The sequence below is a fragment of the Dyadobacter bucti genome (genome assembly GCF_005869225.1).
Classification (GTDB): domain Bacteria; phylum Bacteroidota; class Bacteroidia; order Cytophagales; family Spirosomataceae; genus Dyadobacter; species Dyadobacter bucti.
This window is the reverse complement of sequence record NZ_SWFP01000003.1, coordinates 202,389-227,746: the sequence shown is the minus strand read 5'-3', so window position 1 is coordinate 227,746 and position 25,358 is coordinate 202,389. Positions and strand designations below refer to the sequence as shown.

At 46.0% G+C, this 25,358-nt stretch carries 25 protein-coding genes; 19 read left to right on the top strand and 6 right to left on the bottom strand.

Going from position 1 to position 25,358, the window contains the following annotated elements; all coding sequences use genetic code 11:
- Window positions 1–89 precede the first annotated feature (89 nt).
- The 8 genes from FBF61_RS35510 (at window position 90) to FBF61_RS11030 (ending at window position 4,263) form a co-directional block, all read left to right on the top strand.
- Complete coding sequence (locus tag FBF61_RS35510; protein WP_138477297.1) at window positions 90–317, top strand: SymE family type I addiction module toxin; 228 nt, start codon at window positions 90–92, stop codon at window positions 315–317.
- Between the two features lie 17 nt (window positions 318–334).
- Window positions 335–790 carry a DUF433 domain-containing protein gene (locus tag FBF61_RS11060; protein ID WP_229215006.1) on the top strand — a complete coding sequence of 152 codons (456 nt, stop codon included), beginning with the start codon at window positions 335–337 and terminating at the stop codon, window positions 788–790.
- Between the two features lie 22 nt (window positions 791–812).
- On the top strand, window positions 813–1,043 hold the full coding sequence (locus FBF61_RS11055; RefSeq protein ID WP_138477296.1) for a hypothetical protein: 231 nt from the start codon (window positions 813–815) through the stop codon (window positions 1,041–1,043).
- A complete protein-coding gene (locus FBF61_RS11050) occupies window positions 1,025–1,417 on the top strand; it encodes a type II toxin-antitoxin system VapC family toxin (protein ID WP_138477295.1) in 393 nt (130 codons plus the stop codon). Before FBF61_RS11055 ends, FBF61_RS11050 begins: the two co-directional genes overlap by 19 nt.
- 193 nt (window positions 1,418–1,610) lie before the next feature.
- Window positions 1,611–1,937: an ArsR/SmtB family transcription factor gene (locus FBF61_RS11045; protein WP_138477294.1), complete on the top strand. Its 327-nt coding sequence runs from the start codon at window positions 1,611–1,613 to the stop codon at window positions 1,935–1,937.
- Window positions 1,927–2,442: an SRPBCC family protein gene (locus FBF61_RS11040; protein ID WP_138477293.1), complete on the top strand. Its 516-nt coding sequence runs from the start codon at window positions 1,927–1,929 to the stop codon at window positions 2,440–2,442. The genes FBF61_RS11045 and FBF61_RS11040 overlap by 11 nt, the downstream gene beginning before the upstream one ends.
- Before the next feature lie 66 nt (window positions 2,443–2,508).
- On the top strand, window positions 2,509–3,396 hold the full coding sequence (locus FBF61_RS11035; protein ID WP_138477292.1) for an oxidoreductase: 888 nt from the start codon (window positions 2,509–2,511) through the stop codon (window positions 3,394–3,396).
- 60 nt (window positions 3,397–3,456) lie between these two features.
- Window positions 3,457–4,263, top strand: a complete 807-nt coding sequence (locus FBF61_RS11030) for a helix-turn-helix domain-containing protein (RefSeq protein ID WP_138477291.1) — start codon at window positions 3,457–3,459, stop codon at window positions 4,261–4,263.
- On the opposite strand, the gene FBF61_RS11025 is transcribed toward FBF61_RS11030, so the two are convergent.
- A complete protein-coding gene (locus tag FBF61_RS11025; RefSeq protein ID WP_166444502.1) occupies window positions 4,236–5,537 on the bottom strand; it encodes an NAD(P)/FAD-dependent oxidoreductase in 1,302 nt (433 codons plus the stop codon). The genes FBF61_RS11030 and FBF61_RS11025 overlap by 28 nt on opposite strands.
- Before the next feature lie 25 nt (window positions 5,538–5,562).
- Window positions 5,563–6,648: a shikimate dehydrogenase gene (locus tag FBF61_RS11020; RefSeq protein WP_138477289.1), complete on the bottom strand. Its 1,086-nt coding sequence runs from the start codon at window positions 6,646–6,648 to the stop codon at window positions 5,563–5,565.
- Window positions 6,649–7,008: 360 nt separating this feature from the next.
- On the opposite strand from FBF61_RS11020, the gene FBF61_RS11015 reads away from it, so the two are divergent.
- From FBF61_RS11015 to FBF61_RS10980, 8 genes are all read left to right on the top strand, one after another.
- Window positions 7,009–7,929, top strand: a complete 921-nt coding sequence (locus FBF61_RS11015) for an SMP-30/gluconolactonase/LRE family protein (protein ID WP_229215005.1) — start codon at window positions 7,009–7,011, stop codon at window positions 7,927–7,929.
- Window positions 7,930–8,119: 190 nt separating this feature from the next.
- Window positions 8,120–8,890, top strand: a complete 771-nt coding sequence (locus FBF61_RS11010) for a hypothetical protein (RefSeq protein WP_138477288.1) — start codon at window positions 8,120–8,122, stop codon at window positions 8,888–8,890.
- A gap of 71 nt (window positions 8,891–8,961) precedes the next feature.
- Window positions 8,962–11,055 carry a M3 family metallopeptidase gene (locus FBF61_RS11005; RefSeq protein WP_138477287.1) on the top strand — a complete coding sequence of 698 codons (2,094 nt, stop codon included), beginning with the start codon at window positions 8,962–8,964 and terminating at the stop codon, window positions 11,053–11,055.
- A gap of 86 nt (window positions 11,056–11,141) precedes the next feature.
- Entirely contained in the window at window positions 11,142–13,550 is a 2,409-nt protein-coding gene (locus FBF61_RS11000) for a TonB-dependent receptor (RefSeq protein WP_138477286.1), read from the top strand.
- 10 nt (window positions 13,551–13,560) lie between these two features.
- Entirely contained in the window at window positions 13,561–14,514 is a 954-nt protein-coding gene (locus tag FBF61_RS10995) for a DUF4249 domain-containing protein (protein ID WP_138477285.1), read from the top strand.
- Window positions 14,515–14,855: 341 nt separating this feature from the next.
- A complete protein-coding gene (locus tag FBF61_RS10990; RefSeq protein ID WP_138477284.1) occupies window positions 14,856–15,266 on the top strand; it encodes a hypothetical protein in 411 nt (136 codons plus the stop codon).
- A 122-nt stretch (window positions 15,267–15,388) separates the two neighbouring features.
- Window positions 15,389–16,081, top strand: coding sequence for a DUF421 domain-containing protein (locus tag FBF61_RS10985; protein WP_138477283.1), 693 nt, complete (start codon window positions 15,389–15,391; stop codon window positions 16,079–16,081).
- 137 nt (window positions 16,082–16,218) lie between these two features.
- Complete coding sequence (locus FBF61_RS10980) at window positions 16,219–16,620, top strand: DUF1398 family protein (RefSeq protein WP_138477282.1); 402 nt, start codon at window positions 16,219–16,221, stop codon at window positions 16,618–16,620.
- A gap of 5 nt (window positions 16,621–16,625) precedes the next feature.
- Here FBF61_RS10980 and FBF61_RS10975 read toward each other — a convergent pair whose 3' ends face one another.
- Window positions 16,626–17,639 carry a threonine aldolase family protein gene (locus tag FBF61_RS10975; RefSeq protein WP_138478054.1) on the bottom strand — a complete coding sequence of 338 codons (1,014 nt, stop codon included), beginning with the start codon at window positions 17,637–17,639 and terminating at the stop codon, window positions 16,626–16,628.
- A 76-nt stretch (window positions 17,640–17,715) separates the two neighbouring features.
- Between FBF61_RS10975 and FBF61_RS10970 the strand changes: the two genes are divergently transcribed.
- Genes FBF61_RS10970 through FBF61_RS10960 form a run of 3 tightly spaced genes read left to right on the top strand, consistent with a single transcriptional unit; the run spans window position 17,716 to window position 19,594 of the window.
- Entirely contained in the window at window positions 17,716–17,895 is a 180-nt protein-coding gene (locus FBF61_RS10970; protein ID WP_138477281.1) for a hypothetical protein, read from the top strand.
- A 56-nt stretch (window positions 17,896–17,951) separates the two neighbouring features.
- On the top strand, window positions 17,952–18,824 hold the full coding sequence (locus FBF61_RS10965) for an alpha/beta hydrolase (protein ID WP_138477280.1): 873 nt from the start codon (window positions 17,952–17,954) through the stop codon (window positions 18,822–18,824).
- Between the two features lie 26 nt (window positions 18,825–18,850).
- Window positions 18,851–19,594, top strand: coding sequence for a class I SAM-dependent methyltransferase (locus tag FBF61_RS10960; RefSeq protein ID WP_138477279.1), 744 nt, complete (start codon window positions 18,851–18,853; stop codon window positions 19,592–19,594).
- A gap of 7 nt (window positions 19,595–19,601) precedes the next feature.
- Here the strand turns inward: FBF61_RS10960 and FBF61_RS10955 are convergent, their stop codons facing one another.
- The 3 genes from FBF61_RS10955 to FBF61_RS10945 form a co-directional block, all read right to left on the bottom strand.
- Window positions 19,602–21,515 carry a S9 family peptidase gene (locus tag FBF61_RS10955; protein ID WP_138477278.1) on the bottom strand — a complete coding sequence of 638 codons (1,914 nt, stop codon included), beginning with the start codon at window positions 21,513–21,515 and terminating at the stop codon, window positions 19,602–19,604.
- A 182-nt stretch (window positions 21,516–21,697) separates the two neighbouring features.
- Entirely contained in the window at window positions 21,698–22,846 is a 1,149-nt protein-coding gene (locus FBF61_RS10950) for an FAD-dependent oxidoreductase (RefSeq protein ID WP_138477277.1), read from the bottom strand.
- Window positions 22,847–23,023: 177 nt separating this feature from the next.
- Window positions 23,024–25,348: a GH92 family glycosyl hydrolase gene (locus tag FBF61_RS10945; RefSeq protein ID WP_138477276.1), complete on the bottom strand. Its 2,325-nt coding sequence runs from the start codon at window positions 25,346–25,348 to the stop codon at window positions 23,024–23,026.
- Window positions 25,349–25,358: the final 10 nt, after the last annotated feature.

Below are 25,358 nucleotides of genomic sequence, written 5' to 3'. Positions count from 1 at the left end.
TGAGTGAGCTTTATATGCAAAAAACGAAATACTATTTACGTAAAACGAAATTTTAATTTAGTTTTACGTAAACTTAATTATCTTTCTACATGCATAGGTTTAAAGATCGCCAACTAAAAATCTATCCAAAATACCAAAGGACTTCCCAATGGAGAACCAAGTTTGTCCCAGAAATCAAGCTATGTGGCGAGTGGCTTAAAGATTTGGGATTTGATCATGGGGAGCACATTATGGTTCGGTTCGAAGATCACAGGCTGATTATTGAGCAAGTAGGAGAGCAACGGAAAAGTCCGCAGTTGGAGATTTGGGAAGATTAACTAAACGGATGAAAATCATGGCTAAAAAGAAAATCAAGAATTTGGACACTTCTCTTATGCCAATCGGCCTCAGCCTGACCGAGGCCGTATTTCAAGAGTTAACGTTGTCTGAGATCAATACGGAAGCAAAAGATCTCTTTAAAAATGTCCGGAAATCATATAGAGAATTCGTAACCTTTGACGAACACTTAGATGCTCAATATGGGAGGCCGGGATCAGAAACGAGAAAAAGATTTGAAGCAAAAGCGCAGGCTTTTCTGGCGAGTCAAATAACTGAAAGCAGCGCAATCACGGTCGATCCTGAGATCTTAGGTGGTACTCCGGTTTTTTCAGGTACGAGAATACCCATTCAAAACCTGATAGATCATTTAAAAACTGAGGAATCTGTTGAATCCTTTTTGGAAGATTTTGAAGGAGTCACCAAGTTGCAGGTTAAGAGGGTAGTAAGAAAGATTATGCGCTTTTCTGATTGACTCATAAACACTACATTTGAGTATGAAAACAAAAACACACATTCCATTTCAAGAACTGTTGATGATTGTAAAACAACTCTCACCAACCCAGAAAGCGCGCCTTCAAGAAGAACTTGCCGCAGAAAGCATACCGGAACCAAAAAAATCAAGGCTGACAGAATTGTTGCTGAACGGTCCGGTATTTTCCGACGAACAGATCAAGACCATTGAAGACAACCGCAAATCGATCAATCAATGGCGAACAAAATCCTGATGCTCGACACGAGTATTTTGATTGATTATTTCCGAAAAAAAGATAAATCCAAATCCAGACTAGTTCAGATCACCTACGAGTTCGAACAAGTGGCAATTTCGAGTAGCACAGAGTTTGAAATTTACGCAGGTGCAACATCTGATCAGAGAGCGTTTTGGACAGACCTCCTCTTCGAAATGATGGTTATTCCCTTTGACAGCCTGGCCGCTCACTACGCTAGCGACATTCAACAGGATCTTAAAAAGAAGCGCTGCCTAATTGATAAAGCTGATTTATTTATTGCAGCAACAGCCGTTGCAAACGACATGGCTTTTGACACACTTAATAGGAAACATTTTGAAAGGATAGTACGCCTCGATTTATTGGCAAATTAACCAAAAGCAATCAAATATATGCCGTCTCCAAGGTGTCACATTCTGGCACCTTTTTTGATTCTCGAAGTCTCCAAAAAACACCTCTCCAATCTCCAAGACAAAAATCCCCAAAAAATTTCGCCAAAACACTTGCGCAATCGATCGATTGCGCATAGATTTGCAATCAATCGATTGCGCATTTAAAATTGATATTATGAGAAGGGATGTATTTCAGGCTATTGCGGATCCCACGCGGCGGGATATTATTGCGCTGATTGCCAAAAAACCGATGACGCCCAATGCGGTCACAGAGTCTTTTGATGTAAGCCGGCAGGCGATTTCAAAACATATCCAGATCCTGACGGAATGCGGGATTCTGGCCCTCAATCCGCAGGGTCGCGAACGCTACTACACGGTCCAGCCGAAAAAACTGGCTGAGGTAGCTGACTGGGTTGAGCCTTTCCGGAAAATGTGGGAAGACAAGTTTGAAAGATTGGATAGTATCCTTAACAATTTAAAAACAGATAACGATGGCAAGTAACAACAAAACACAAATCATTGTCGAGCCCGGCAAACAGGAATTGTTCGTGATCAGGGAATTCGACGCGCCGAGAGAACTGGTGTTCAAAGCATTCAGCACCGAAGAAATTCTGGTTCAGTGGGTCGGCCCACGCGAAATGACGCTACGGTACGAAAAATTCGAACCCAGAGAGGGCGGCTCCTATCGTTTCATCAACGGACTTCCGAATGGAATGGAATTTGGGTTTCACGGCGTTTGCCACGAATTTACGGCCCCGGAGAGAATCATTCAGACTTTTGAATTCGAGGGTTTGCCCGAAAAAGGCCACGTAGTTTTGGAAACCACAAGATTGGAAGAATTGCCCGGCGGACGCACCAAACTGACGGTACAGTCTGTTTTTCAGTCGGTTGCTGACCGGGACGGTATGGTGGCTTCAGGAATGGAGCGTGGCGTGGTCGATTCTTACGAGCGGCTGGACGAATTTATTGAAAAAGGAGTTCTGAGCTTTTCAACAAACGAACTTTGAGCTTTTCAACAAAGCTGACGCCACGAATTCAGCTGACCTTTGTCAAAAATAAAATCAGAAAAGACAATGACAAAGGTTTGGTTTATTACAGGAAGCTCCCGCGGTTTGGGAAAAAGCCTGACAGAAGCAGTTCTGAAAAATGGCGATAAAGTAGCGGCGACAGCCCGCAATCCAAAACAACTCAAGGAATTCACAGAAAACTTTCCGGATCAGATCCTGCCGATCGAGCTGGACGTGACTGACAAAACGCAGATTTACGCAGCTGTTGAACAGGCTGTAAAGTATTTTGGTAAAATCGATGTGCTGGTCAATAATGCCGGTTTCGGTATCACGGGTGCTGCGGAAGCTTTCACGGACGAGCAGGTAAAAAGTCAGCTCGACACGAATTTGTATGCACCCATTGAAGTTACCCGCGCGGTTTTGCCCTATATGCGCAAGCAACGTTCGGGACGAATTTTGCAGATCAGCTCAATAGGCGGACGTGTGGGCAACGCCGGGCTGACCATGTACCAGGCTGCGAAATTTGGCCTTAGCGGATTCAGCGAGGCACTTTCGAAGGAAGTTGCCGCGCTCGGCATCAGAGTAACTTCGGTTGAACCCGGCGGATTTCGTACGGATTGGGCGGGATCTTCGATGAGTTTTGCTCCGAAAGTCGAAGGCTATGAAACGACGGTCGATGCGATTGCGGCATTTCTGGACGGAGGAAATTTTGTTCCCTCGGGTGATCCCGAAAAGGCTGCAAAAGTGATACTCGACCTTGCTGAGCATCCCGAGCCGCCCCTGCACCTTGTATTAGGCAGCGACGCCGTGGGGATTTTGCAGCAGGCAGATGAGGCGAGGCAAGCCGAATTTGAGAAATGGATGCCGGTAAGTTTGTCCACCGATCACGATAAAGCCGAAAACTTCTTCGAAACGGAAATAGGTGTTGCCTACAAAAAGATGAAAGGACTCTGATCGCCCGATTGCCGTACATTTTTGTGCGGCAATTTTTTATTTTTATCATTTGACAAACACATGACAGACCTGGAACAAGACCTCAAATTCCCTCAAATCGTCTATTCCTGCTACTATACCAAAAGCAGGGAAGGCGAGCAATTTGTGCCCGAACACGTTTTGAGCTACCAGATCGCCGGTAAGCTTGTTGTAAATGACGGACATCAGGATTACATTTTCAACGAAGGGGATTTTCGTTTCAGCAAGAAAAACAGCCTCATCAAATTCAGCAAATTTCCTCCTGAAGGCAGGGAATTCAAGTCCATTTCTATTTTTCTGAATCAGGAAATATTGCGGAGTATCAGCCTGGAATATGGTTACAAAGCTGAACCGGGCCATACAGCTGATAGTATAGTGGAATTACAACCTACCAAACTGCTGAAAACCTACATGGATTCGCTGATGCCATACCAGGAATTTCAGTTACCAAAAAATGAGCAGCTTATGTCGCTCAAACTGCGGGAGGCGGTTCTGGTTTTGTTACAAAGCCGGCCCGAACTGAAAGATATCCTCTTCGATTTCAGCGAGCCCGGTAAGATCGACCTGGAAGGTTTCATGAACCAGAATTTCCACTTCAATGTGCAGATGAAAAGGTTTGCATATCTCACCGGAAGAAGCCTGGCGACGTTTAAAAGGGATTTTGAAAAGATATTTCATATTTCGCCCAGCCGCTGGTTATTAAAAAGACGACTGGAAGAAGCCTATTATCTGATCAAGGAAAAAGGGAAAGCGCCTTCCGATGTGTACCTGGAAATTGGTTTTGAAGACCTGTCCCATTTTTCATTTGCTTTTAAAAAAGCTTACGGCGTGGCACCTTCCAAAGTCTGATCTGGTTCGGCAATTCCCTTCCGTTTCCCGGAAACCAGCAGCTGTAACCAATCGCCTACATTGCGAAACATTGTGATCGGATAAGGCATAAAATACTGGAAGAAAAACCATCTCATTGTCCAACCCAATACTCCCGTAAATTGAAATCCGTACAATTCGGTGATACCTTTTCCCAGGCCCAGACTCGCCGTCTGCCCCAGGCCTTTGTAGGTAAAGGGTTTCAGTTTTCTACCATTTATAGCCCGCGCTATATTCAATCCGGCATGGTAACCGTGTTTAATAGCCCATAATGCATTGGCCGGGCAAGGTTTTCCGGAGTGAAAATGCCGAACACGACAAGCGTCGCCACCTCCCCAAATATTGGAGGTAAAGCTGATTTGCAGGTAATCATTGGTATATATTCTCAACTCAGCGTCGCGATCCCACTCTTCTGTTCCCGGCAAAATCTTCCTGTCCTGCCCGACGGTCGAAATCACCATGACACTTTCGAGAAAACTGCCGTCGCTCAGGTGAGCTCCGCAGCTGGTTACTTCCACCAGGTATTTATTATTAACTATCTCAATATTATACCTTTCGAGTGTTTTTTGAGCATAGTCGACCAGCTTTTCCAATCCCGGTTCCAGCGCAGTCAGGATTCGATTTCCTTTATTAACTAGATAAATTTTTGGTTCAATATCATCCAGTGAAGCATATTGCTTTTTAGCCAGGCTAACCCATTCCGCAATGTTAGCCGCCAATTCTACGCCGGTTAATCCTCCTCCGGCGATGGTAAATGTGAGCATCCGGCTGGCCTCGTCCTTATTTGCCCCGGCAGCCTGGCCGATGGTTTTCACCAACGCCTTTCTCGTACGTTTGAATGCATTAGGCTCTTTTACCTGAAAACCTTTGACCTTTAAACCAGGGATTGTTGCCTTATCAAAAGAGCCCACCCCTACAAGCAGGTGATCGTACGGAACAGACATTCTTTTCCCGTTTTTTCTCACCAAAGATACTTCCTGTGATGTTTCATTTACCGCCTCGGCTACGCCCGTAATCAGCACAGCCCTGGGCAGAATTTCGGATAAAGGGCTCATCCGATTCTGTTCCTTAATAATTCCGGTCAGCGATTCGGCCGTCCAGCCGTGATAAAAGTGATGTTTATTCGGACAAATAACCGTGATCGTGACGCTGCCGTCCGCTAATTGCCTGCGCAGGTTCCTCGCCAGCGACCGATATGCCCAGACCGTGACATAACCGCCGCCCAACAATACAATTCGGGTTGAAAAAGATCGCATATCAAACAGTTTATATTCAAAAAACCTAGTCGTTATAATTCCGGAAAACCCTTTTTGAAACTGAAACAGGCTTCGCGCACAGCGGCTTTCCAAAACTGTGATCCTGCGCGACCTTAAACCCCAGATCATCAAACCTTTCGGCAACACTCCGGATAAACTCCGCCTGCTCCAGCGTGGGGTTCCCAATACTGAAATGGCCTTCATAACCCGCCTTTGCAAGCAGCATCGTTTCGGCCAGGCAGGCGTAGGATAGCCCCGCCGGCAAGCCGATCCCACCCCGCGTACATTTCAAATGCGGGATCGATACCAGCCCTCCGTCAATGACAGTGACATCAGGCCGTTCGAACAAAATACCCGGGTGAGTATTGCGCGGCTGCGTATCGTCGAGCACAACAGCGTTCACTTTCAGCTGATGCGCTTGCAAAAGACATTCTGCGGCCGTTGTAAGCAATACAACTATGTCTGCTTTTTTAACACATCCGATATTCTGCGAAATCGAAATCCGGTTTTCTGAATTGAAATCACGCATTTTATTGGCGAGTCCGTTCAGCCTGTTTTGATTTCGCGCGATGAGCAGGTATTCGTAACCAGGATTATGCTTGGCCAGCAGCATACTCACCAGCGAGCCTACGCTGCCCGTTGCGCCTACCAGAGCGATCACAGGGCGGTTATTAGGATAATCCTTAATCAAGCCGGTAATTCGTTCGTGAGTGATTACAGCCGTAAAAGCATTTCCATTGGTGACAGACAAGTGCGGATTATTGATGAGTAACTTCCCCCCTAGTGTTATCGGAGAGCTTAGCGCACCCAGCCCCATAATTTCCGCACCTTTTGCTTTTGCCAGTTTCATGGCACTCATAACCAGAGGCAACATCAGTTTTTGCTGTTCGATCAGCTGAGCGCCCGAATAAGGAAGCATGATCACAAAACCTTCCGGCTCCTTCGCGCCCGGCGTCAGCGTTACGTTGCTCCACACAAATGGTTTCAATGGGCGATTTTTTAACAGATATCGGTAAACCGGGTCGGGAATGTAGCCCAGCGGGGCTGCAAGTTCTCCCAGATCCTTGCGATAATTATCACGCAGATGCACCAGAAAAGCAAATTTCTTCATATGGTGTGTGTAAAATGACGATTAAAAACTTAATAAAAACTACAACCCCTGCTACCTATACGTCGTACCAGTTCCTTGTAGCCTCCCGTATTTATTGATAGGGTCGCCCGATAACTGCCCGATATTCATCATGCATTGCAAAAGCGAAGGTTAGTCCGGAAAATTTTCTGAGCCTTATTTCGATAAAGCAAAGCGTTTGTGGCAACATTGTTTCTATGAAATGATTGAAAGACAGGTATCAGTTTTCGAAAGGTATTTTGGCGCGTAGTTTTGATTCCTATTGATCGAAACAAGTAAACTTGTGCAGCCTCCTCGCTTTATAAACTTGCAGGGCACAATCCTAACGGCATGTTTTTTATTATGAAAAAACCAACAAACTTTTATTCGATCATACTAGGCGTAGCAATACTACTTTCTCCTGCGTCACTTTCAGCACAAATTATGGATTCAAAATCAATCGTTGCGCCGGGCGCCCAGATGGAAAAATTGGGTGATGGCTATAAATTCACCGAAGGCCCCGTGCCGGACAAAGACGGAAATGTATTTTTTACCGATCAGCCCAACAACAAGATCATTCGCTGGGATGCGGAGTCCGGGAAGTTCAGTGTTTTTTCAGATAAGGCCGGCCGTGCAAACGGAATGTATTTCGATAAAAAAGGAAACCTGGTGGCTTGCTCAGATGAAGATAACCAGGTCTGGTCTTTTGATAAAAATGGGAAACCGACTGTTTTGGTAAAAGACTATGACGGCAAATTGCTCAACGGCCCCAACGATCTCTGGATCGATACAAAAGGCGGCATTTACCTCACCGATCCGCTTTACAAACGCGATTACTGGAAACGCGACCCGGCTATGCAGCAGGATGGCGAACATGTGTATTACCTCAGCCCCGACCATAAAAAACTGGTGCGGGTGGATGAAAAGCTCAAAAAACCAAACGGTATCATCGGTACTTCTGACGGCAAAAAACTCTATGTAGCTGACATTGGCGACAACAAAACCTATGTCTACGACATACAAAAAGATGGCTCACTCGCTAACCGCACGCTTTTTGTACCAAAAGGTTCAGACGGCATGATCCTGGATGAAGAAGGAAATCTTTACATTACAGGCAAGGGAGTAACTGTTTTTGATAAGAAAGGTGAGCAAATCGCTCATTTCCCGGTGCACAATGGCTGGACGGCTAATATTTGTTTTGGTGGTAAAAACCGGGATATGCTGTTTATCACAGCAGAAACGGCGGTATATGGGCTAAAAATGAAGGTTAAAGGAGTGAAATAGCGGTCGGCGATCGGTTAAAATTTGCTGTTTGGATTTTTCGTTCAAAAAATAAGAATGGGGAATTTTCACGCAGCTATCGCAAATCAGATCCAGGGGACTTCTTTTGACCGTTCACACAAAATATCCCCTGCCTTACAACCTTCAATTGAATTGACGTTTCAGGCTGATAGAACATAATTAATCATTAGCGATGAAACAAATACTCAATTCCAGTTTACTTCTAACAAAAACTACTTTTTCCCTACTTCTTTTCACTGTGTTCCTTTTTTCATGCCGCACTGCCGAACTGGCGGTGGACAATGACCTTAAAAACGAAACGGAAATTTATTCAGTAAAAGGCAGGCAAGGTTCACAAATCGGGCAGGTCATATCATTTGGCGATTTCAAAACCAGCAAAGTGAAACGCGGCTGGACTTTCGGGTACTCAATTCCTTTCATTGTCAAGTTCAATGGGGCCAAAGAAAAGATCAGTTTTCAGCAATTTGGTGCAAACGGTACCTCGGCGGAAGTTGCACTGGTAAGCCGGTTTAAGGAAACAGAATATCAGCCGCTGGAAGATTTTTTCGCAGTTTCTCTTCACTACAAAAATTATTTCGCCGGCTCGGTAAAACTGAATAACGACAGTCAGCCCTGGGATTTTGTAGTACATAATGTCGATGGCGCCAATCGGAGCATGACAAAAAACAAAACAGTCGGTTTTATTCAGTCTGGCAAAACGCGTGTAGATATTGCCGGAATACGCGAACTGGAAGGTTCCAGCAGTTTCATAACCCAAAATGACGTTTACGGTTACGAATTCCAGCTCGACGGCAAGGTGATCGGGGCGGTCTCTACCATCAATAACGGTAAAGTGTGGTTTAAGAAAAACATCAGCGACGAACTAAGACTCGTACTCGCGAGTGTCTCTTCCGGTCTTATTCTAAGAAACAATGTGGAAGAAGAAGCCCTGAGCCTGAAATAATCTGCTACCCTTGCAGCTATTCATTGAATTGATAAATTGCGTGCTGAAAGTTCAACATTTCCACAATTAGCATGTCCATATCATTCAATGAATCTGTTCAGGGGCAAGAAGTTAAAAATCCTTTTTCAGAGCCATACAAAACACCGTTTCAGGTACCGCCGTTTGAGGCCATCAGACCCGAACATTTTATGCCCGCATTCGGGCAGGGTATGAAAAAACAACAAGATGAAATAACTGAAATCTGTGCGCAGGAAACAGCTCCTGACTTTGAAAATACCATTCTCGCACTGGAGGAAAGCGGAGAGTTATTAAAAAAGGTAGCTTCCGTTTTCTTCAACCTCTCGTCGGCCAACACCAATCCGGAAATTGAAGCGATATCCAAAGAAATAGCGCCCGAACTTTCCCGCCACAGCGATGACATTTATCTCAATGAGGCGCTTTTCAGACGCGTCAAAAGTGTTAACGACCGGTTACCGGAACTGGGCCTGACACCGGAGCAGGCGCGCCTGATGGAAAAAGCTTACAAGGCATTTGTAAGAAGCGGCGCTAATCTCGACGCCGGTCACCAATTAAGAATGCGTGAAATCAACAAGGAGCTTTCCGTCCTCACTGTCCGTTTTGGTCAGAACTTACTGGCTGAAACGAACAGCTTTGAGCTGATTGCCGACCAGGAATCCCAACTTTCAGGTTTGCCCGATTCCCTGAAATCAGCAGCAGCCCAGGCTGCTAAAGATGCAGGAGAAGATGGCAAATGGAAATTTTCGCTGCATAATCCAAGTGTAATGCCATTTTTACAATATGCCGACGACCGGCAGCTCCGGGAAAAAATATATGTCGCCTACACCAATCGCTGCAACCATAACAATGAATTTGATAACAATGAAATTGTTGTCCAAATCGCAGCATTAAGGGCAGAAAAAGCAGCTTTATTGGGTTACCAGTCCCACGCAGCATATGTACTGGAAGAAAGCATGGCCAAAACGACCAATCAGGTGTACGACCTTCTTGATTCTTTATGGAAAGCGGCACTGCCGGTAGCCAAAAATGAAGCCTCGGAAATGCAGCTTTTGATGGACAAAAATGGTAAAAATGAAAAACTGCAAGCCTTCGACTGGTTTTACTATGCCGACAAAGTGCGGATGGACAAATACAATTACAATGCAGAAGAACTAAAACCTTATTTTAAACTGGAAAATGTCCGCGACGGGATTTTCACAGTTGCGCAAAAACTGTACGGGTTAACCTTTACCGAAATTACAGAAATCCCGAAATACCATGAGGATGTGACAGCCTATGAGGTAAAAGAAGCTGACGGGACGCTGACAGGGATATTGTATATGGATTTCTTTACACGAAATTCGAAGCGCGGCGGTGCCTGGATGACTTCCTATCGCAGACAAAAACGGAAAGACGGCCAGCGAATCGCCCCGGTAATTTCAATTGTATGCAATTATGCAAAACCCGTAGACAACGAACCGGCATTACTGACGCCCGACGAGGTAGAAACCCTTTTCCACGAATTCGGACATGCATTGCATGGGCTGCTATCGGACGTAACATTTGAAACGCTGTCGGGCACTTCGGTGCCCAGGGATTTTGTTGAGCTGCCTTCCCAGATTATGGAACACTGGGCTTTTGAGCCGGAAATGCTGAAATCTTACGCCAGGCATTACCAGACTGGGGAAATAATTCCGGTTACGCTGGTCGATAAGATGAAAAAGGCATCGAAGTTTAACCAGGGATTTGCAACAGTTGAATACCTGGCTGCGTCTCTGCTCGATATGAGCTATCATACATTGCAGGCAGGCACCACGGTACAACCGGTTTTATTTGAGAAGCAAAAAATGGAAGGCCTGGGCCTCATTAGCCAGATCTCCCCGCGGTACCGCAGCAGCTATTTTCAGCATGTGTTTTCTGGTGGCTATTCGGCTGGTTATTATAGCTATATATGGTCTGAGGTGCTGGATTGCGATGCATTTGCCGCATTCGGTGAAGCTGGGGATATATTTGATGCCCATACAGCAAAATCTTTCCGCAAAAACATACTCGAAAAAGGCGCTACCGACGAGCCAATGGCATTGTATGAATCATTCCGGGGCAGAAAACCCGATCCTAAATACTTGCTGGAAAATCGCGGTTTAAGTCAGGCGTTATCGGGTAGCTAGGAAATTTATAAATGCAAAAGTGATGTTACGCTGAAATAGTACTATATTTTCACCAAAGTAATTTTACAAGCCAGCAGGTATTGCCTATGCGATCGACTTTTGCATTTATATTTTTACTGATTTCATTTCTTTCATTCGGCCAGGAACGTATAACAATAAGCGGATTTGTAAAGGAACAAGGAAGCCAGGAGCAACTTCCTGGCGTAAACGTGTATGTGGCCGGCACACCCTACGGTGCGGTTACGAACACCTACGGCTTTTATTCTCTTACACTACCAGCAACTGACACAGCGACTGTTTCGTTTTCGTTTGTTGGATATGAAAAAACAGACCGCAAGGTCAATCTCAATAAAAATATTGAGATCAATATATTTTTACCGACCATCAACCAGCTCGAAGAAGTAGTGGTATCTGCCCGGCGGCAGGAGGATTATATAAGCCGGTCGGCACAGATGAGCCAGGTGGAAGTACCAATTTCGCAGTTAAAAAAAATACCGGCCTTTTTTGGAGAAAAGGATGTGCTCAGGGTTTTACAATTGATGCCCGGTGTTCAGAAAGGGACTGAGGGGCAAACCGGTCTGTACGTGCGCGGCGGCGGACCCGACCAGAACCTCATTATTCTCGACGACGCCGTGGTATATAATGCCAATCACCTCTTTGGCTTTTTCTCCATATTCAACAGTGATGCTTTGCGGAGTGTGGAGCTGACCAAGGGGGGCTTTCCGGCTCGTTATGGCGGCAGGCTCTCATCGGTGCTGGAAATGAATATGAAAGAAGGAAGTAAGGAAAAACTCCACGGAGAAGGCGGGATCGGACTTATTTCGTCCCGGCTTACGCTGGAAGGACCAATTAAAAAAGAGAAATCATCTTTTCTCATTTCTGGTCGTCGGACCTACATCGACGCCATTGCGGCCCCGTTGATCAAACAACAGCAAAAAGGAGACGAAAGCCAGGTAAAGCCCGGTTATTATTTTTATGACCTTAATGCCAAGATGAATTTTGACCTGGGCTCGAAAGACAAACTTTATATGAGCGGGTATTTCGGGCGCGATAAATTCTATGCAAATGAAACAGGCCCATTATCGGTAACCAAGGCCGGACTGGATTGGGGAAATGCCACCGCTACCATGCGCTGGAACCACCTGATCAACCAGAAGCTTTTTGTCAATTCCTCTTTTATATTCAGCAATTTTAATTTCGGAGTTTCGAGCTATGCCAGAGATATCAATGGCGATGGAACTGTAGAAGATGAGTTCAGCCTGCGGTATGATTCAAAAATCCGCGATTTTGCCATTAAAACAGATTTCGATTTCTACCCTTCCCCCAAGCATGCGGTTAAATTCGGGGCGCAAGCTACCTTTCACAAGTTCGTACCCTCCGCCTTTGCCATAGCCGGTTCATTCGTCGATGATCCGATTCAAAGAGCCGTTGAACCTGTGCACGCAACTGAGGCAGGCGCTTATGTGGAGGATACCTGGCAGGCACTGGATATTCTGAAAATGAATATCGGGTTTCGCATGAGCTTATTTCAGACCCAAACCAAAAATTACATCCGGCCGGAACCAAGGTTTTCTGCCGCACTGAGCCTTGCAAGGGATTTCTCTTTCAAAGCTTCTTATGCGCAGATGAACCAATATGTGCACTTGTTGTCCAATACCGGCCTGGGGCTACCGACCGATTTGTGGGTTCCTACCACCGACCGCGTGGCGCCTCAGCAATCGCGCCAGGTTGCCGTCGGTTTTGCTAAAGACCTGGAAAGGCCAGCCCTCACGCTTACGCTGGAAGGCTACTACAAGAACATGAACAACATTCTCAACTATAAGGAAGGCTCTTCTTTCCTTAGCATTAACGGAGAGAATGCAAACGAGCTGAGCTGGGAAGACAATGTTACCGCCGGTAAAGGATGGTCATACGGGGCTGAGTTTTTAGTCCAGAAAAAAACAGGGAAATTCTCAGGCTGGATCGGGTACACGTTGTCCTGGACATACTGGAAATTCCCGGAACTGAACTTTGGAAGAACTTTTTTTCCCCGCTATGACCGACGCCATGATTTGTCCGTCGTGGGTATTTACGAGATCAACAAGAAAATCACTTTGTCCGCCACCTGGGTGTATGGAACAGGAAATGCACTCACCTTACCGGTTTCGACCTACCAGGGCGTGAACGACAATTTCATAAACCGGGTGTACCCCAATGGAAAAACGGCCATCGGCTGGAACGGGCCGCGGGTGAGCGAATACGGCGAAAAAAACAGTTTTAGAGCGGAAGCTTTCCATCGAATGGATGTTGCCATCCAGTTTCACAAGAAAAAGAAACGGCACGAGCGAACCTGGGAATTCGGCGTTTACAATGCCTACAACCGTCGCAACCCGTTTTTCTATGATATAGTGGAAGAGACAACAACAGAGGGAACTACTGTCAAAACAAAAAACACACTCAAACGGTACTCGCTGTTTCCGGTGCTACCTTCATTCAGTTACAATTTCAAATTCTAAGATTTTACAAATGAACTTGCGGAATATAACCTTGCTGATCCTGATGGTAACCGGACTTGGAGCCTGCGAGTCTCTGATCACAACTATTCCGGAATCCAAGCTCCCCAAAGTTGAATCCAAACTGGTGGTCCAGTGTTTTATTTCTCCTCAATCCGCCAGGATCAACGTAGTGGTGACCGAGTCGGTACCGTTGTTCGGGGAAGCAACCGAAAGCGAAAATGTAGTTTTCAATGCCGTTGTCAAAATCTCAGACGGCACCAAAGAAGCTACGATACCTTTTGACACCGAAAGCTTGCTTTACACGATTGAAAGAGCTGCTTTCCCAATTGCAGCTGGTAAAACCTACACACTTTCAGTTACAGACGGCAAGAGATCTGTGTCGGCGAAATGTACTGTACCAAGGAAAAACGTAGCGGTAAAGACCTACACAATCGATTCTTCTTACAATGCCAGCGAATTTAATCCTGATACTACGCTTACCGTAAAAATGAGCTGGCAGGATATCGTTGCCGATACCAATTATTACCGGGTAAGGGCTTCCGTAGATCTGGAATACAGCATTCCGGCAGGGACGACGGTACAGGAATTCAGAGAAATGAGAATCCGCAACCGTTTTAATTTCAACTGGGACGAAACCATTGGGCGCAATGATTTTGTGAGTGATGCAAATCTGGACGGCACGTTATTCACATCACCGATTGGACGATGCCGGCTCCCGGGGGTTATCGTGTATGATTTCGGGAACGACAGAAAATTCACGATTTACCCGAAAAGTAAAATCATCATGGTCACCATGGATGTGTATAACACCGATGTCCATTATTTTAAATACCACAGATCTCTTGAACTCAGACGTAATTCGGACAACCCATTCACTGAACCTGCTTTGATTTATACAAATATAACCGGCGGATTAGGCTGTTTTGCCGCGTATAATTCCGGGCAAGTTGTGTACCGTCCATAATAAATCGGGCGCAAAAAAGAGCTTCATTCTACATCCCGATGCCAAACTGAGGTTAAAGTACCTCAAAATGTTCGGCATCATTCCTTATTTATTAAATCCAGAAACATCCTCCTTTTATACTCTTTGATCGATTCCAATTTTGTTTCGGGCCAATTTCCGTGATGCCCGTTCATGCACGTTGACGGGCACAATTTTTTCTGTGTCTCAATCGAATCATTGCCAGCTGCGGGAGCTATCGGGAAGCCTCTTTTGCGATCTTCCGCAATTTCCTTATAACCTAATGAAAGCGAGTATCAGTTTACTGATACCATATAGCATTGATAACCTTAACATTAATTCTTATGGACTTGCAAGGCACAGATCAGGACAAGGTTAACAAACCGAGTCCATCAAATAAAAACATGTCGGAACCTGACACGCTTATTGAGACCCTTGAAGATTTACAGGGGCAGGGTTATACCTATGACTTCAATTTGACGGCGCATGCATTGGAAATTCATCAGGACGATGGTATCTGTCTTACACTTTCGCCTGAAGATTTCGATATCGTTAACGTATACCGTTTTGAAGGTATGACTGACCCCGCGGATACGTCTATCCTGTACGCAATCGAATCCAAGACCGGGCTGAAAGGCACATTAGTAAGTAGTTACGGTGTTTACGCCGATGCTATGTCAAACGAAATGATCAAAAAACTGGATAGCAGAAGTTCTTTGATTGTACATCACAACGACGACGATATTGCCCACTAGGTCTAGTCGACAAGACTAGATAGATTTAGATGTTACTTTACCAAATGATGGTTTTGTAACATCTTTTTTTGGCTGTTCGCCGGGAATTACAATGGTCTCCCTGTTATACTTTTTACCCTGAAATGAAAGAAATCTTTGAATGGGAGCGCGTGCTGCTCAATGAATTACCGCCAATATTTCTCGCAGAAGTAGTATTCCGGTCAACCATCATGTTTGTATTCCTGCTGGCTGCGTTGCGAATCACAGGCAAACGTGGTGTCAGGCAACTGTCCATCTTCGAGACGGTAATCATTATTGCCCTGGGTTCTGCCGCGGGCGATCCGATGTTTTATGAAGATGTAGGTATTATTCCGGCCCTGGTCGTATTCAGTACTATCATTTTGCTCTACCGGCTGGTGACCTGGCTTACCGGGAAAATCTCCTGGTTTGAGAAGTTGGTCGAAGGTAAGACGGTATGTCTCATTCACGACGGAAGGTTTTCTATTTCTGAATTCCGCAAGGAAACACTGGCGCAGGACGAATTTTTTTCCGAATTACGCGTAAAGAGCATTGAGCACCTGGGACAGGTCCGAAGTGCTTACCTGGAACCCTCCGGAGAAGTAAGCGTGTTCTTCTTCACCGATGAGCATGTAAAATACGGGTTGCCGCTTCTACCCGAACGTTATCTTAAAAAGAGCAATATGATTCTCGAGGAAGGGCACCATTCGTGCGCATTTTGCGGTCACACGGAAAAACACCAGCCTGGAACCGCAGTATGCAGGATTTGTCAAAAAGAAGAGTGGGTACAGGCTATTAATACCCTGAGAATTAGCTAAAGTGTACAGGAGGGTTCATGCCTCAACTGGCACAGGTATTGTATCCCGAACTTTTTTTATATTTTGTAACAACATTACAGCCGAATCCGCAGTTTGGCAGACCAATAGTTAGTAGCCATTTTTTAGAAAGCACTGTTATGGAAATCATCGAATTGAGCGAAGAACTCATAGAAAACGTGGAAAAGCGGTCGGAGGGACAGGCTTTCCCATATTTTGTAAAAAACCTGAAGGCCGTGGGTGTCGACAATTATGAAATAAAAGTGCGGAATCATAAACGTACTTACACCGCAGTCAACGGGGAAAAGCTGACCATCCAGGGCGATATGCCCGAGTTTGAATGTGAGGAAACATTTAAACTGGAAGATGTGAAAGCCGCGATCAAACGTAATCAGGAGGGGCTGACGGACTATCCTACGTTTCTCAGAGAAATCGGCGAGGCGGGTATTCATACCTACGTAGCCGACCTGTCGGGAATGAAGGTGATCTACCAGGGGCCTAATTCGGAATACGAATACGAGGAAATTATACCTGAAGTATAATTTCCCTATCCGATCCTCCGCTGCATCTCGTTAAGATGTTCATCTGTAAAATCCAGGTGGGTCACAAAACGCACCAGATTTTTACCAAAAGTCACGGCACGGATTCCGGACTCCGCCAGTTTTTGGACATAGTCAGTTTCGGGAACAGAAGGGGCCAGCCTTATGATGACGATATTTGTATCAACCGGAAATACTTCTTCCACTTCCGGTTTGTCTGAAAACATGTCGCCGATCTGCCTGGCCCTGATATGATCCTCTTTCAACCGGGCAACATGATGATCGAGCGCGTAAATCCCGGCTGCGGCCAGAAACCCGGCCTGCCGCCAGCCACCGCCCATTACTTTCCTGAAACGCCTCGCTTTGTTGATCGAAGCTTTGGTACCAATCAACAAAGAACCCACCGGGCATCCCAGCCCTTTGGAAAGGCAAATACTGATGGTATCAAATTCCCGTCCATATTGCGCTGGCGATTCTCCGGTTTCTACCAGTGCGTTGAACAACCTTGCCCCGTCCAGGTGTAGCGGTATTCCATGTGCCCGGCATACTTCACGAATGGCTTTGATCTCTTCAAAATCATAATAACAGCCGCCTCCCTTATTCATGGTATTTTCCAGCGAGACCAGCCTTGTGAGCGTTGAATGTATGTCATTTTCCGGACTGATCGCCTCAGCTACCTGCACGGCTGACAATCTTCCGCGGTTGCCATCGAGGAGTTTTACGGATGAAAGTGAATTGAGCATAATCCCACCGCCTTCATAAAGGTATATGTGCGAATATTTGTCACAAATGACATCACTTCCCGGCTGTGTATGCACTCTTATCGCCAACTGGTTGGTCATAGTTCCCGAGGGACAAAACAGCGCATCTTCCATATTAAAAAGTTTCGCGGCCTTTTCCTGCAACGCATTGACCGTAGGATCGTCACCCATCACATCATCCCCCAGCTCGGCTGCCCACATGGCCTGCTGCATTTCCTTCGTTGGCCTGGTAACTGTGTCGCTGCGTAAGTCGATGGTCATCGGACCGCTGGTTTTCTTCATTCCCGTAAATTGCTTGAACCCATTAAACTGATATATTGCATTCAAAATTACGATCATGGAATTCAAAGAATATTTAAAAGAGAAAAAAATTGATGCGGCTGCCTTTGAAAAAGAAGATGCGCGAAGATTTAATGAGTGGAATGTGATATTCGAAACCATGCACCCCGAAAGTTTTACCGCCCAAAAAAAATTCCTGATCAACGATATCCGCAGGAGGTATATCCTGAAAGACTGACCAAAGTGGCATTTCGCCTGCGCTGATTTTTTAACCAAACCACAATTGCCTTTTCTATGAAAAAATTTACACTGCTTGCTTTTTTGCTCATTTCGCTTCAATCTATTGCCCAGCAGGGGCTTATTAAAGAAAGCCTGAAAGTAAAGAGCGCGCTGCTCAGCAAAGAAATGGAATACAGTATTTACCTGCCGGCCGATTATGAAAAAACAAACAGAAGCTATCCGGTACTATATCTGCTGCATGGTTACTCGGATGATGAAACAGGATGGACACAATTTGGTGAGGCACAGCACATTGCAGACAAAGCAATCAACAGCGGCGAGGCTCCGGCAATGATCATCGTGATGCCGGATGCCGGCGTTACGTTTTACATGAACAGTTCTGACGGCAAAGCCAAATACGAAGATTTTTTTGTTCAGGAGTTCATGCCACACATCGAGTCAACGTACAGGATCAGGGCAAAAAAGGAGTTTCGGGCCGTCGCTGGCTTGTCGATGGGTGGATTTGGCACCATGCTTTTGGCGACCAAACATCCGGATCTGTTCGCCTCAGCAGCACCTTTAAGCGGGGCTTTCTGGACTGACGAAGAGATATCGGCTATGCCAGCGGAAAGATGGGATGGGTTATTTACCAATTTGTTTGGAAAAGCAGCACCGGGTAAAGACCGCCTTTCGGAGCACTGGTATAAGAATTCAATTTTCAAGATCATTGAAACCACTCCCGTAGAAAAGCTGAAAACAATCAAATATTACATTGATTGCGGCGACGACGATTTCCTGATCAAGGGTAACATGCACCTGCACGCAGCCATGACCGACAAAGGTATCCCGCATGAATTCCGAGTAAGAGATGGTGGCCATACCTGGGTTTACTGGAGAACTGCTTTGCCGGAAGTAATGAAGTTCGTCGGACAGAGTTTTCATCGTTAACTATCAGTCACGGAAACAATAAGAATATGAAGGATAATTTCTCAAAACAAGCTGACGGTTACGCGACATTCCGCCCGTCCTATCCGCGCGAGGCCTTTGATTTTATCTTGTCCTTTGTTCCAAACAAAAACACAGCCTGGGACTGCGGAACCGGCAACGGCCAGCTGGCGGTGCAGCTGGCTGAGCATTTTGACAAAGTTTATGCTACCGACATCAGCGAAAAACAGATTTCGAAGGCAGCAAAAAAGGACAACATTGTATATGAGGTTTCCAGTGCTGAAGAAAATGCCTTTACAGTAAGCCAGTTTGATCTGATCACCGTTGCCCAGGCCATTCACTGGTTCGATTTTGACCGGTTTTATGCCAAAGTAAATGTAACATTGAAAAATGGTGGCATTATCGCCGCGATCGGCTACAACCTGCCCGAATCCGACGAGGCTATCAACCTTGTCATCAGACATTTGTACGCCGACATCCTGGACGATTACTGGGATCCTGAGCGTAAGTATATCGACAATGAATACAAAAACATTCCTTTCCCTTTTAAGGAAATACCGGTCTCCGAAAAATTTGCCCAAAGAGCAATGTGGACAATTGAAGATCTGAAAGGGTATCTCAATACCTGGTCAGCGGTGCAACATTATCTGAAAACCAATACTGAAAATCCTGTTGATGCGGTTTTAGATGATTTTAAAAAAGCGTGGGGAGACGGCGAGAAGAAAGAGTTCCGTTTCCCTACGCTGTTGCGTATTGGCAGGGTAATTAAATAATAGCTGCCTACAAAGTTTCTTTTAGCCAGGCAAAAAATTCCCGCTGCCAGACTAAGGCATTCTGCGCGCTCAATACCCAGTGATTTTCGTCGGGCAGGTATAATAACTTGCTTTTAATCCCTTTCAATTGCACAGCCTGGAAAGCCTGCAAGCCCTGCTCAATGGGAACGCGGTAGTCTTTTCCGCCCTGGATAATAAAAATGGGTGTATTCCACTTTTCCACAAAATTACTCGGCGACTGGCTGAATGAACGCTGCGCTACCGCATTGCCCTTTTCCCAGTAGTTACCACCTTTTTCCCAGTTTTCGAAAAACATTTCATCGGTAGTCCCGTACATGCTCCTGAAATCGAAAACTCCGTCGTGCGAAACAAATGTTTTAAAACGGCCATTGTGCAAACCTTCCAGGGCAAATACAGAAAATCCTCCAAAACTAGCCCCCACGCAGCCCAGCCTGCTTTTATCCACATAAGGTTGCTGTGATTCTGCATCGATCGCTGACAGATAATCGTCCATCACCTGTCCTCCCCAGTCTTTGCTTACCTGCTCGTTCCATTGGGTACCGTGCCCAGGCATCCCGCGCCTGTTCGGTGCAACAATAATGTATCCTTGAGACGCCATCAGCTGAAAATTCCATCTGAAGGAATAAAATTGTGTCAAAGCCGCCTGCGGGCCTCCCTGGCAATAAAGCAGTGCCGGGTATTTTTTTGAAGGATCGAAAGCAGGAGGGTATATCACCCACACAAGCATTTGCTTTCCGTCGGTGGTCGTGACGAATTTACGCTCGGTTTTGCACATCGGGAGTTTACTGTAAATAGCATCATTTACATGCGTAAGCTGCCTCATTTCCCCGGAATCTATATTTACAGTAAATAATTCAACTGCATGGTTCATGTCGCTCCGTGAAACGATCAGCGTATTTCCAACCTGTCCGTGCACTCCATTGATATCAAAATCACCTTTGGTGATCTGCGTAATGATCGGCGCTATCATTGTAAGTCCCGGATAATTCACCTTAAAAAGCTGGACTGTCCCGTCGGTCGCCGCCCAGAAAAAAATCGTTTTATTATCGTCTCCCCACTTGAACCCATCTACATGAATATCATCCCGCTGGCCCGTAAGATTAATGTTCCCATGTCCATTGCTTACAACAAGATCCTGTTTATCAGATTCATATCCGTCCCGTTTCATCTGCAACCAGGCCAATTCGCCCTTTGCATTATACGCCGGAGCTACGTCATAACCTTTATTATCTTCCGTCAGATTTTTCGTAGTGCCTTTTTCAATATCATATTCATACAGATCGGTATTCGTGCTGACGGTATAGTCTGTCCCGAACTTCTTTTTCGTGACATAAAGGACGCGCTTGCTATCGGGATGCCAGATAAAATCCTCGTCCCCTCCAAAGGGTTTTTGAGGACAGTCAAAATTTTCACCCGCCATGATATCCTTCTTACCCGCCCCTGCTTTCCCGTTCCCGTAAGGTGCTACAAAAACATGATCGAATTTCCCGTCCTCCCAGGTATCCCAATGCCGGTAGTTCAGGGAGGTAAAAACATAGGCATTGGATTTTTTGAGGTCCGGGTACTTATCAGCTCCGGTAATGTCAAGAACCTTAACAGCATCGCTGCTGATGATGAACTTACCGTCCGGAGAAATCCTGTCGTTCGGAAGTAGTCCCTCAGTACTTTTTATTTCCACTGCCGCACCGCCTGCCAGCGGAAGCAGGTAAGTCTTGCGATTGCTTTTGTTCTCTGCTGCATCCGGTGTACTGACCGAATAGATAATCTCTTTTTTGCTTTTGGAGAGCCCCAGAGCAGATACCCGCCCCAGTTTCCATAGTTGTTCCGGCGACAGAACATTTTGCCCGAATATCGCCCCGGAGAGCAGCAGCAGGCCGGCCAGGGATAGGGATTTTTTCATAGTTATTCGTTTTACTTTCTGAGTTCCACGGGCTATGCCCATGGTTGAGGTATGGGAGCCCGTCGGGCTCCGGCGTCAATTTTCTCGTGCTATTCCTTCCGGTCTTCCCTTTCCTTCCATTCTCCCCTTCCTTCCGTTCCTCCATCCTCCCTTTCCTCCATTCTCCTTTCCTCCATTCTCCGTCACCCCTTCATCTCCCGCATCAACTTTTCGAGGATGCCAACGGTTTTTTCCGTCTGTTCCTTGCTGGGGGTCGTGTCCCAGTTGCCTACGATACCGTTGCTGCCTATATAAATCCCGTCCTTACGCGAGATAAAATTAGCACCCTGGGTGTATAATTTATAATTGATATCACTTTGCGGGATAAGGCAAGAAAGCTGCCCGGATACTGGCGTGAGCTCCGTATCATTGAATACCGGCTTGGCGCCCAGGCCCATACAATTCACTATTACTTTTTCCGGCAGTGCGTCGATATCTTCCAATTTCTTAATCTCGTGTATCTTCACCTTTCCGCCAAACATCATAAAATCTGTCAGGTGATGCCTGAGATATGTCGGAATGTTGAACATCATGTTGGACCGGCGGGTGACGTATCCGGCTTTGAACGGATGTTCTTTGGCTCCCAGTCTTACACGTTCGGGTAACAGTCCCTCAATTTCAAAATCTTCTCCTCCGGCGCCGGGAATATATGCGGGTGTCTCATTAAAAACACTGTATTCCTCGGCCCAGCAGGCTATGTCATTCATACCCAAAAGGAACTGAAATCTACGGAAAGAAAATCGTGTTGCCTCTTCCCAGATAGCCTTAAAATCCGGTTTCGCCACCTTTACGTCACATACCCGCGAAGCTGGTGACCACGTACCGGTCGCCAGGTTACTGGTAATATTGGGCGGGACGTCCTTTGTGTAAATTGTCACTTCACAGCCGCTTTCCTGCAACAAACGGGCAGTAGCTATTCCAACGGTACCGCATCCCAGTAAAGCAATTTTCTTCTCGTTTGTTGCCAGTACCTTATTGCGTGTAATGTTTCCGGTCCCCCAGGAAAGCGACCAGCCGCTGCCTCCGTGCCCATAATTATGTACGATGGTCTTGTTACCCAGCTGTTCGACATCCAGCCTTGGCCCCGATGCCCGGAAGGGACGAAGGCCAACCGTTTCTTTCACAATCCGGTCCATGGACAACCGCAATTTTGGTATCTGGTGATAGCCGCGGTTGATATGGAAATGTTTGTCGGGATACTGAAGCTGGGTTTTGGGCACACAAGAGGTTGCTACTGTGCCGAGTGCAAAGCCAGCCGGAATTGCCTTTTCGAAGAAATTTCTACGGTTCATTTATAATGGGCTTGAAAAGATGGAAACAAACGAAAAATAACCATCATGCAGATCGATTGCAAATTTTATATTTTCATTTCACCATTATACGAAATATTATTTTAATTTATACGAATAAATCCAAAACTTACTTTTCATTATACTATAACTTTTATGAACAGATTGGCCTTGTTAACCTCAGTTATTGCTTAAAGAAAAGGGTACACCGTAAGTGCCGGCCGCCCACTCCCTATTTGGTTTTTCACCCATATTCAAAACCAGTTTTCCACCTTTTACAATTTCGTCATGCGTTAAAAAGACCCGGTCAAATACCTGCCCGTTGAGTGTAGCCGACTGTATATAAATAGCCTTATCGGAAACACCTTTCGCTTCTATCCTGAATTTCTTCCCGGCTCCGCTATTGATGGTAATTTCTCCAAAAGCAGGGCTCCCCAGTATATACTGCGGCGTTCCGGGTGCAACCGGATACAAGCCCATCATACTGAAAACCAACCAGGCAGACATCTGTCCGCCATCCTCGTTACCGCTCAGCCCGCCCATCCCGGTGTCGTACTCGTCTCTGATCGTTTTCGTGACCCACTGCTGTGTTTTCCAGGGCGCCCCGGCGAAGGCATATAAATAAGCGATCTGGTGATTAGGCTCGTTTCCATGCCAATAATAGCCTTTTTCAAAAAGCGTGTCCAGCTTATTCACGAACGCAGCCTTTCCACCCATGATTTTCTGCAGGCCGGCAATATCCTGTGGAACAAACCAGGTATATTGGGCTGGCGATCCTTCCGTGATGAAACTTACCCGTTTTTCAAAAGGATCAAAGTTACCGATCCATTTCCCGTCTGCATACCGGCCACGCGCATAGCCCGTCTGAGGATCTATGACATGCTGATAGTTAAGTGCCCGTTTTTTGAGTTGAGCTGCATCCTGTTCCTTGCCCAGGCCAGTCGCCAGAACCGACAAACAGAAATCGTCGTACGCATATTCCAGCGTCCGCGAGACCTGCTCCCGTTTGTGAAATGCCTGCCAGACACTGTCTTCGAGCGGTACATAACCATATTTCAGGTACGACTGCAAGGCACGGCGGCCTTTGCCTTCTTCATAGCTCTTAAAATTAGTATTTACTTCAAAAGCATTTTTTCTGAGATACTTATAGGCACTCTCTGCATCGAAGTTCCTGACATTTTTCACATAAGCATCAGCCACCACCGACATCGCATGATCGCCGGTCATGGCGGCGGTATAGTGGTTCCAGCATGGAAATATGGGCATCCATCCGCCTTGTTCAGCCTTCTTCACCAGCGACTGTACCATATTCCCGGATTTCCGGGGTTCCAGCAGCACGTTCAGCGGCATAGCTGCCCTGAAACTATCCCACATGCTGAAATCACAGTAATAGTCAAATCCGTCCGCTTTTTGCAGGGGAGTTCCTCCCGCGAAAGAAGGATACCTACCGTCAATATCCGAGAAAAGCCTGGGTGATAATTTGGTTCTGTACAATGCACTATAAAAAAGGACTTTATCCTTTTCACTTCCTTTAACATTTACTTTCCCCAGCTCTTTGTTCCAGCTCTTTTGCGCCAGTTTTCTTACTGTTTCAAAGTTTTCCTTTTCCAACTCTTTTTCCAGGTTCAGCCGGGCACCTTCTATGCTGGTAAACGATGTGCCGATTTTAACATGTACCTTTTGCTTTTCTTCCCCAAAACCCAGGTAAGCTCCTACTTTTTCCCCTTTTTTCTTACCCGTGATCACTCTTCCCATCGGCGTAAGCGTATCTTCCCGCCAGGTTCCGAACTGGACAATTTTTTTATCAAATTTTAAAACAAAATATCCACTGAAACCTGCCGGCTGGCCAGACCCCTGATAAATCCGGTGCACAGGATTATAGCCCACGATTTCTCCTTTTTCCGGAAATACCTCCACAAAACCCTGTCCTTCATCACTGTTCGGCTCGATGACTATAAATGATTCGTCCCCGCTTTCAAAGCTGAAACGCATGATCGCTCCGCGGGCGGAAGCGGTTACCTCTGCTCTGATTTTATGTGCTTCCAGCCACACACCATAGTACTCCGGCGCAGCTTCTTCTTTATCATGCGAAAATGCCGTTGCTCTTAATTCCGGATTGGTTGTCAGTGAACCCGACATGGGCATGATCGTGAAAGACCCGTAATCCTGAACACAGGACCCATTCAGCCAGTGCGTTCCCCGGAAACCCTGAAAAGTTGAGTCATTATAGTAATAGGGAGCTATGCATTTGGTCTCAGTGGAACGTGTTTGTGGTGTCCACTGGGTCATTCCGTTGGGTGTTCCTACCCCAGGAATAGTCTGTCCTTTCAACTCGCTGCCTGCTTCGCTGTGAAACCGGGCACTTTCGGTTGTGGACGGTGCCGTTCCAATCCTTGTTTCTACATATTGAACAGGGGTTTTCTGTCCGGCAACATGCTGAAAGCCGGTCAGAAGAAGAAAAATGAGGCTACATAAAACGCAGGAAAAAGTAAATCTGGAATGCATAGGCAACGTT

What these genes read in the sequence shown, in the direction of transcription:
- FBF61_RS35510 (WP_138477297.1), top strand. Translation starts at nt 90, where the DNA reads ATGCATAGGTTTAAAGATCGCCAACTAAAAATCTATCCAAAATACCAA.
- FBF61_RS11060 (WP_229215006.1), top strand. Translation starts at nt 335, where the DNA reads ATGGCTAAAAAGAAAATCAAGAATTTGGACACTTCTCTTATGCCAATC.
- FBF61_RS11055 (WP_138477296.1), top strand. Translation starts at nt 813, where the DNA reads ATGAAAACAAAAACACACATTCCATTTCAAGAACTGTTGATGATTGTA.
- FBF61_RS11050 (WP_138477295.1), top strand. Translation starts at nt 1,025, where the DNA reads ATGGCGAACAAAATCCTGATGCTCGACACGAGTATTTTGATTGATTAT.
- FBF61_RS11045 (WP_138477294.1), top strand. Translation starts at nt 1,611, where the DNA reads ATGAGAAGGGATGTATTTCAGGCTATTGCGGATCCCACGCGGCGGGAT.
- FBF61_RS11040 (WP_138477293.1), top strand. Translation starts at nt 1,927, where the DNA reads ATGGCAAGTAACAACAAAACACAAATCATTGTCGAGCCCGGCAAACAG.
- FBF61_RS11035 (WP_138477292.1), top strand. Translation starts at nt 2,509, where the DNA reads ATGACAAAGGTTTGGTTTATTACAGGAAGCTCCCGCGGTTTGGGAAAA.
- FBF61_RS11030 (WP_138477291.1), top strand. Translation starts at nt 3,457, where the DNA reads ATGACAGACCTGGAACAAGACCTCAAATTCCCTCAAATCGTCTATTCC.
- FBF61_RS11025 (WP_166444502.1), bottom strand. Translation starts at nt 5,537, where the DNA reads ATGCGATCTTTTTCAACCCGAATTGTATTGTTGGGCGGCGGTTATGTC.
- FBF61_RS11020 (WP_138477289.1), bottom strand. Translation starts at nt 6,648, where the DNA reads ATGAAGAAATTTGCTTTTCTGGTGCATCTGCGTGATAATTATCGCAAG.
- FBF61_RS11015 (WP_229215005.1), top strand. Translation starts at nt 7,009, where the DNA reads ATGAAAAAACCAACAAACTTTTATTCGATCATACTAGGCGTAGCAATA.
- FBF61_RS11010 (WP_138477288.1), top strand. Translation starts at nt 8,120, where the DNA reads ATGAAACAAATACTCAATTCCAGTTTACTTCTAACAAAAACTACTTTT.
- FBF61_RS11005 (WP_138477287.1), top strand. Translation starts at nt 8,962, where the DNA reads ATGTCCATATCATTCAATGAATCTGTTCAGGGGCAAGAAGTTAAAAAT.
- FBF61_RS11000 (WP_138477286.1), top strand. Translation starts at nt 11,142, where the DNA reads ATGCGATCGACTTTTGCATTTATATTTTTACTGATTTCATTTCTTTCA.
- FBF61_RS10995 (WP_138477285.1), top strand. Translation starts at nt 13,561, where the DNA reads ATGAACTTGCGGAATATAACCTTGCTGATCCTGATGGTAACCGGACTT.
- FBF61_RS10990 (WP_138477284.1), top strand. Translation starts at nt 14,856, where the DNA reads ATGGACTTGCAAGGCACAGATCAGGACAAGGTTAACAAACCGAGTCCA.
- FBF61_RS10985 (WP_138477283.1), top strand. Translation starts at nt 15,389, where the DNA reads ATGAAAGAAATCTTTGAATGGGAGCGCGTGCTGCTCAATGAATTACCG.
- FBF61_RS10980 (WP_138477282.1), top strand. Translation starts at nt 16,219, where the DNA reads ATGGAAATCATCGAATTGAGCGAAGAACTCATAGAAAACGTGGAAAAG.
- FBF61_RS10975 (WP_138478054.1), bottom strand. Translation starts at nt 17,639, where the DNA reads ATGACCATCGACTTACGCAGCGACACAGTTACCAGGCCAACGAAGGAA.
- FBF61_RS10970 (WP_138477281.1), top strand. Translation starts at nt 17,716, where the DNA reads ATGGAATTCAAAGAATATTTAAAAGAGAAAAAAATTGATGCGGCTGCC.
- FBF61_RS10965 (WP_138477280.1), top strand. Translation starts at nt 17,952, where the DNA reads ATGAAAAAATTTACACTGCTTGCTTTTTTGCTCATTTCGCTTCAATCT.
- FBF61_RS10960 (WP_138477279.1), top strand. Translation starts at nt 18,851, where the DNA reads ATGAAGGATAATTTCTCAAAACAAGCTGACGGTTACGCGACATTCCGC.
- FBF61_RS10955 (WP_138477278.1), bottom strand. Translation starts at nt 21,515, where the DNA reads ATGAAAAAATCCCTATCCCTGGCCGGCCTGCTGCTGCTCTCCGGGGCG.
- FBF61_RS10950 (WP_138477277.1), bottom strand. Translation starts at nt 22,846, where the DNA reads ATGAACCGTAGAAATTTCTTCGAAAAGGCAATTCCGGCTGGCTTTGCA.
- FBF61_RS10945 (WP_138477276.1), bottom strand. Translation starts at nt 25,348, where the DNA reads ATGCATTCCAGATTTACTTTTTCCTGCGTTTTATGTAGCCTCATTTTT.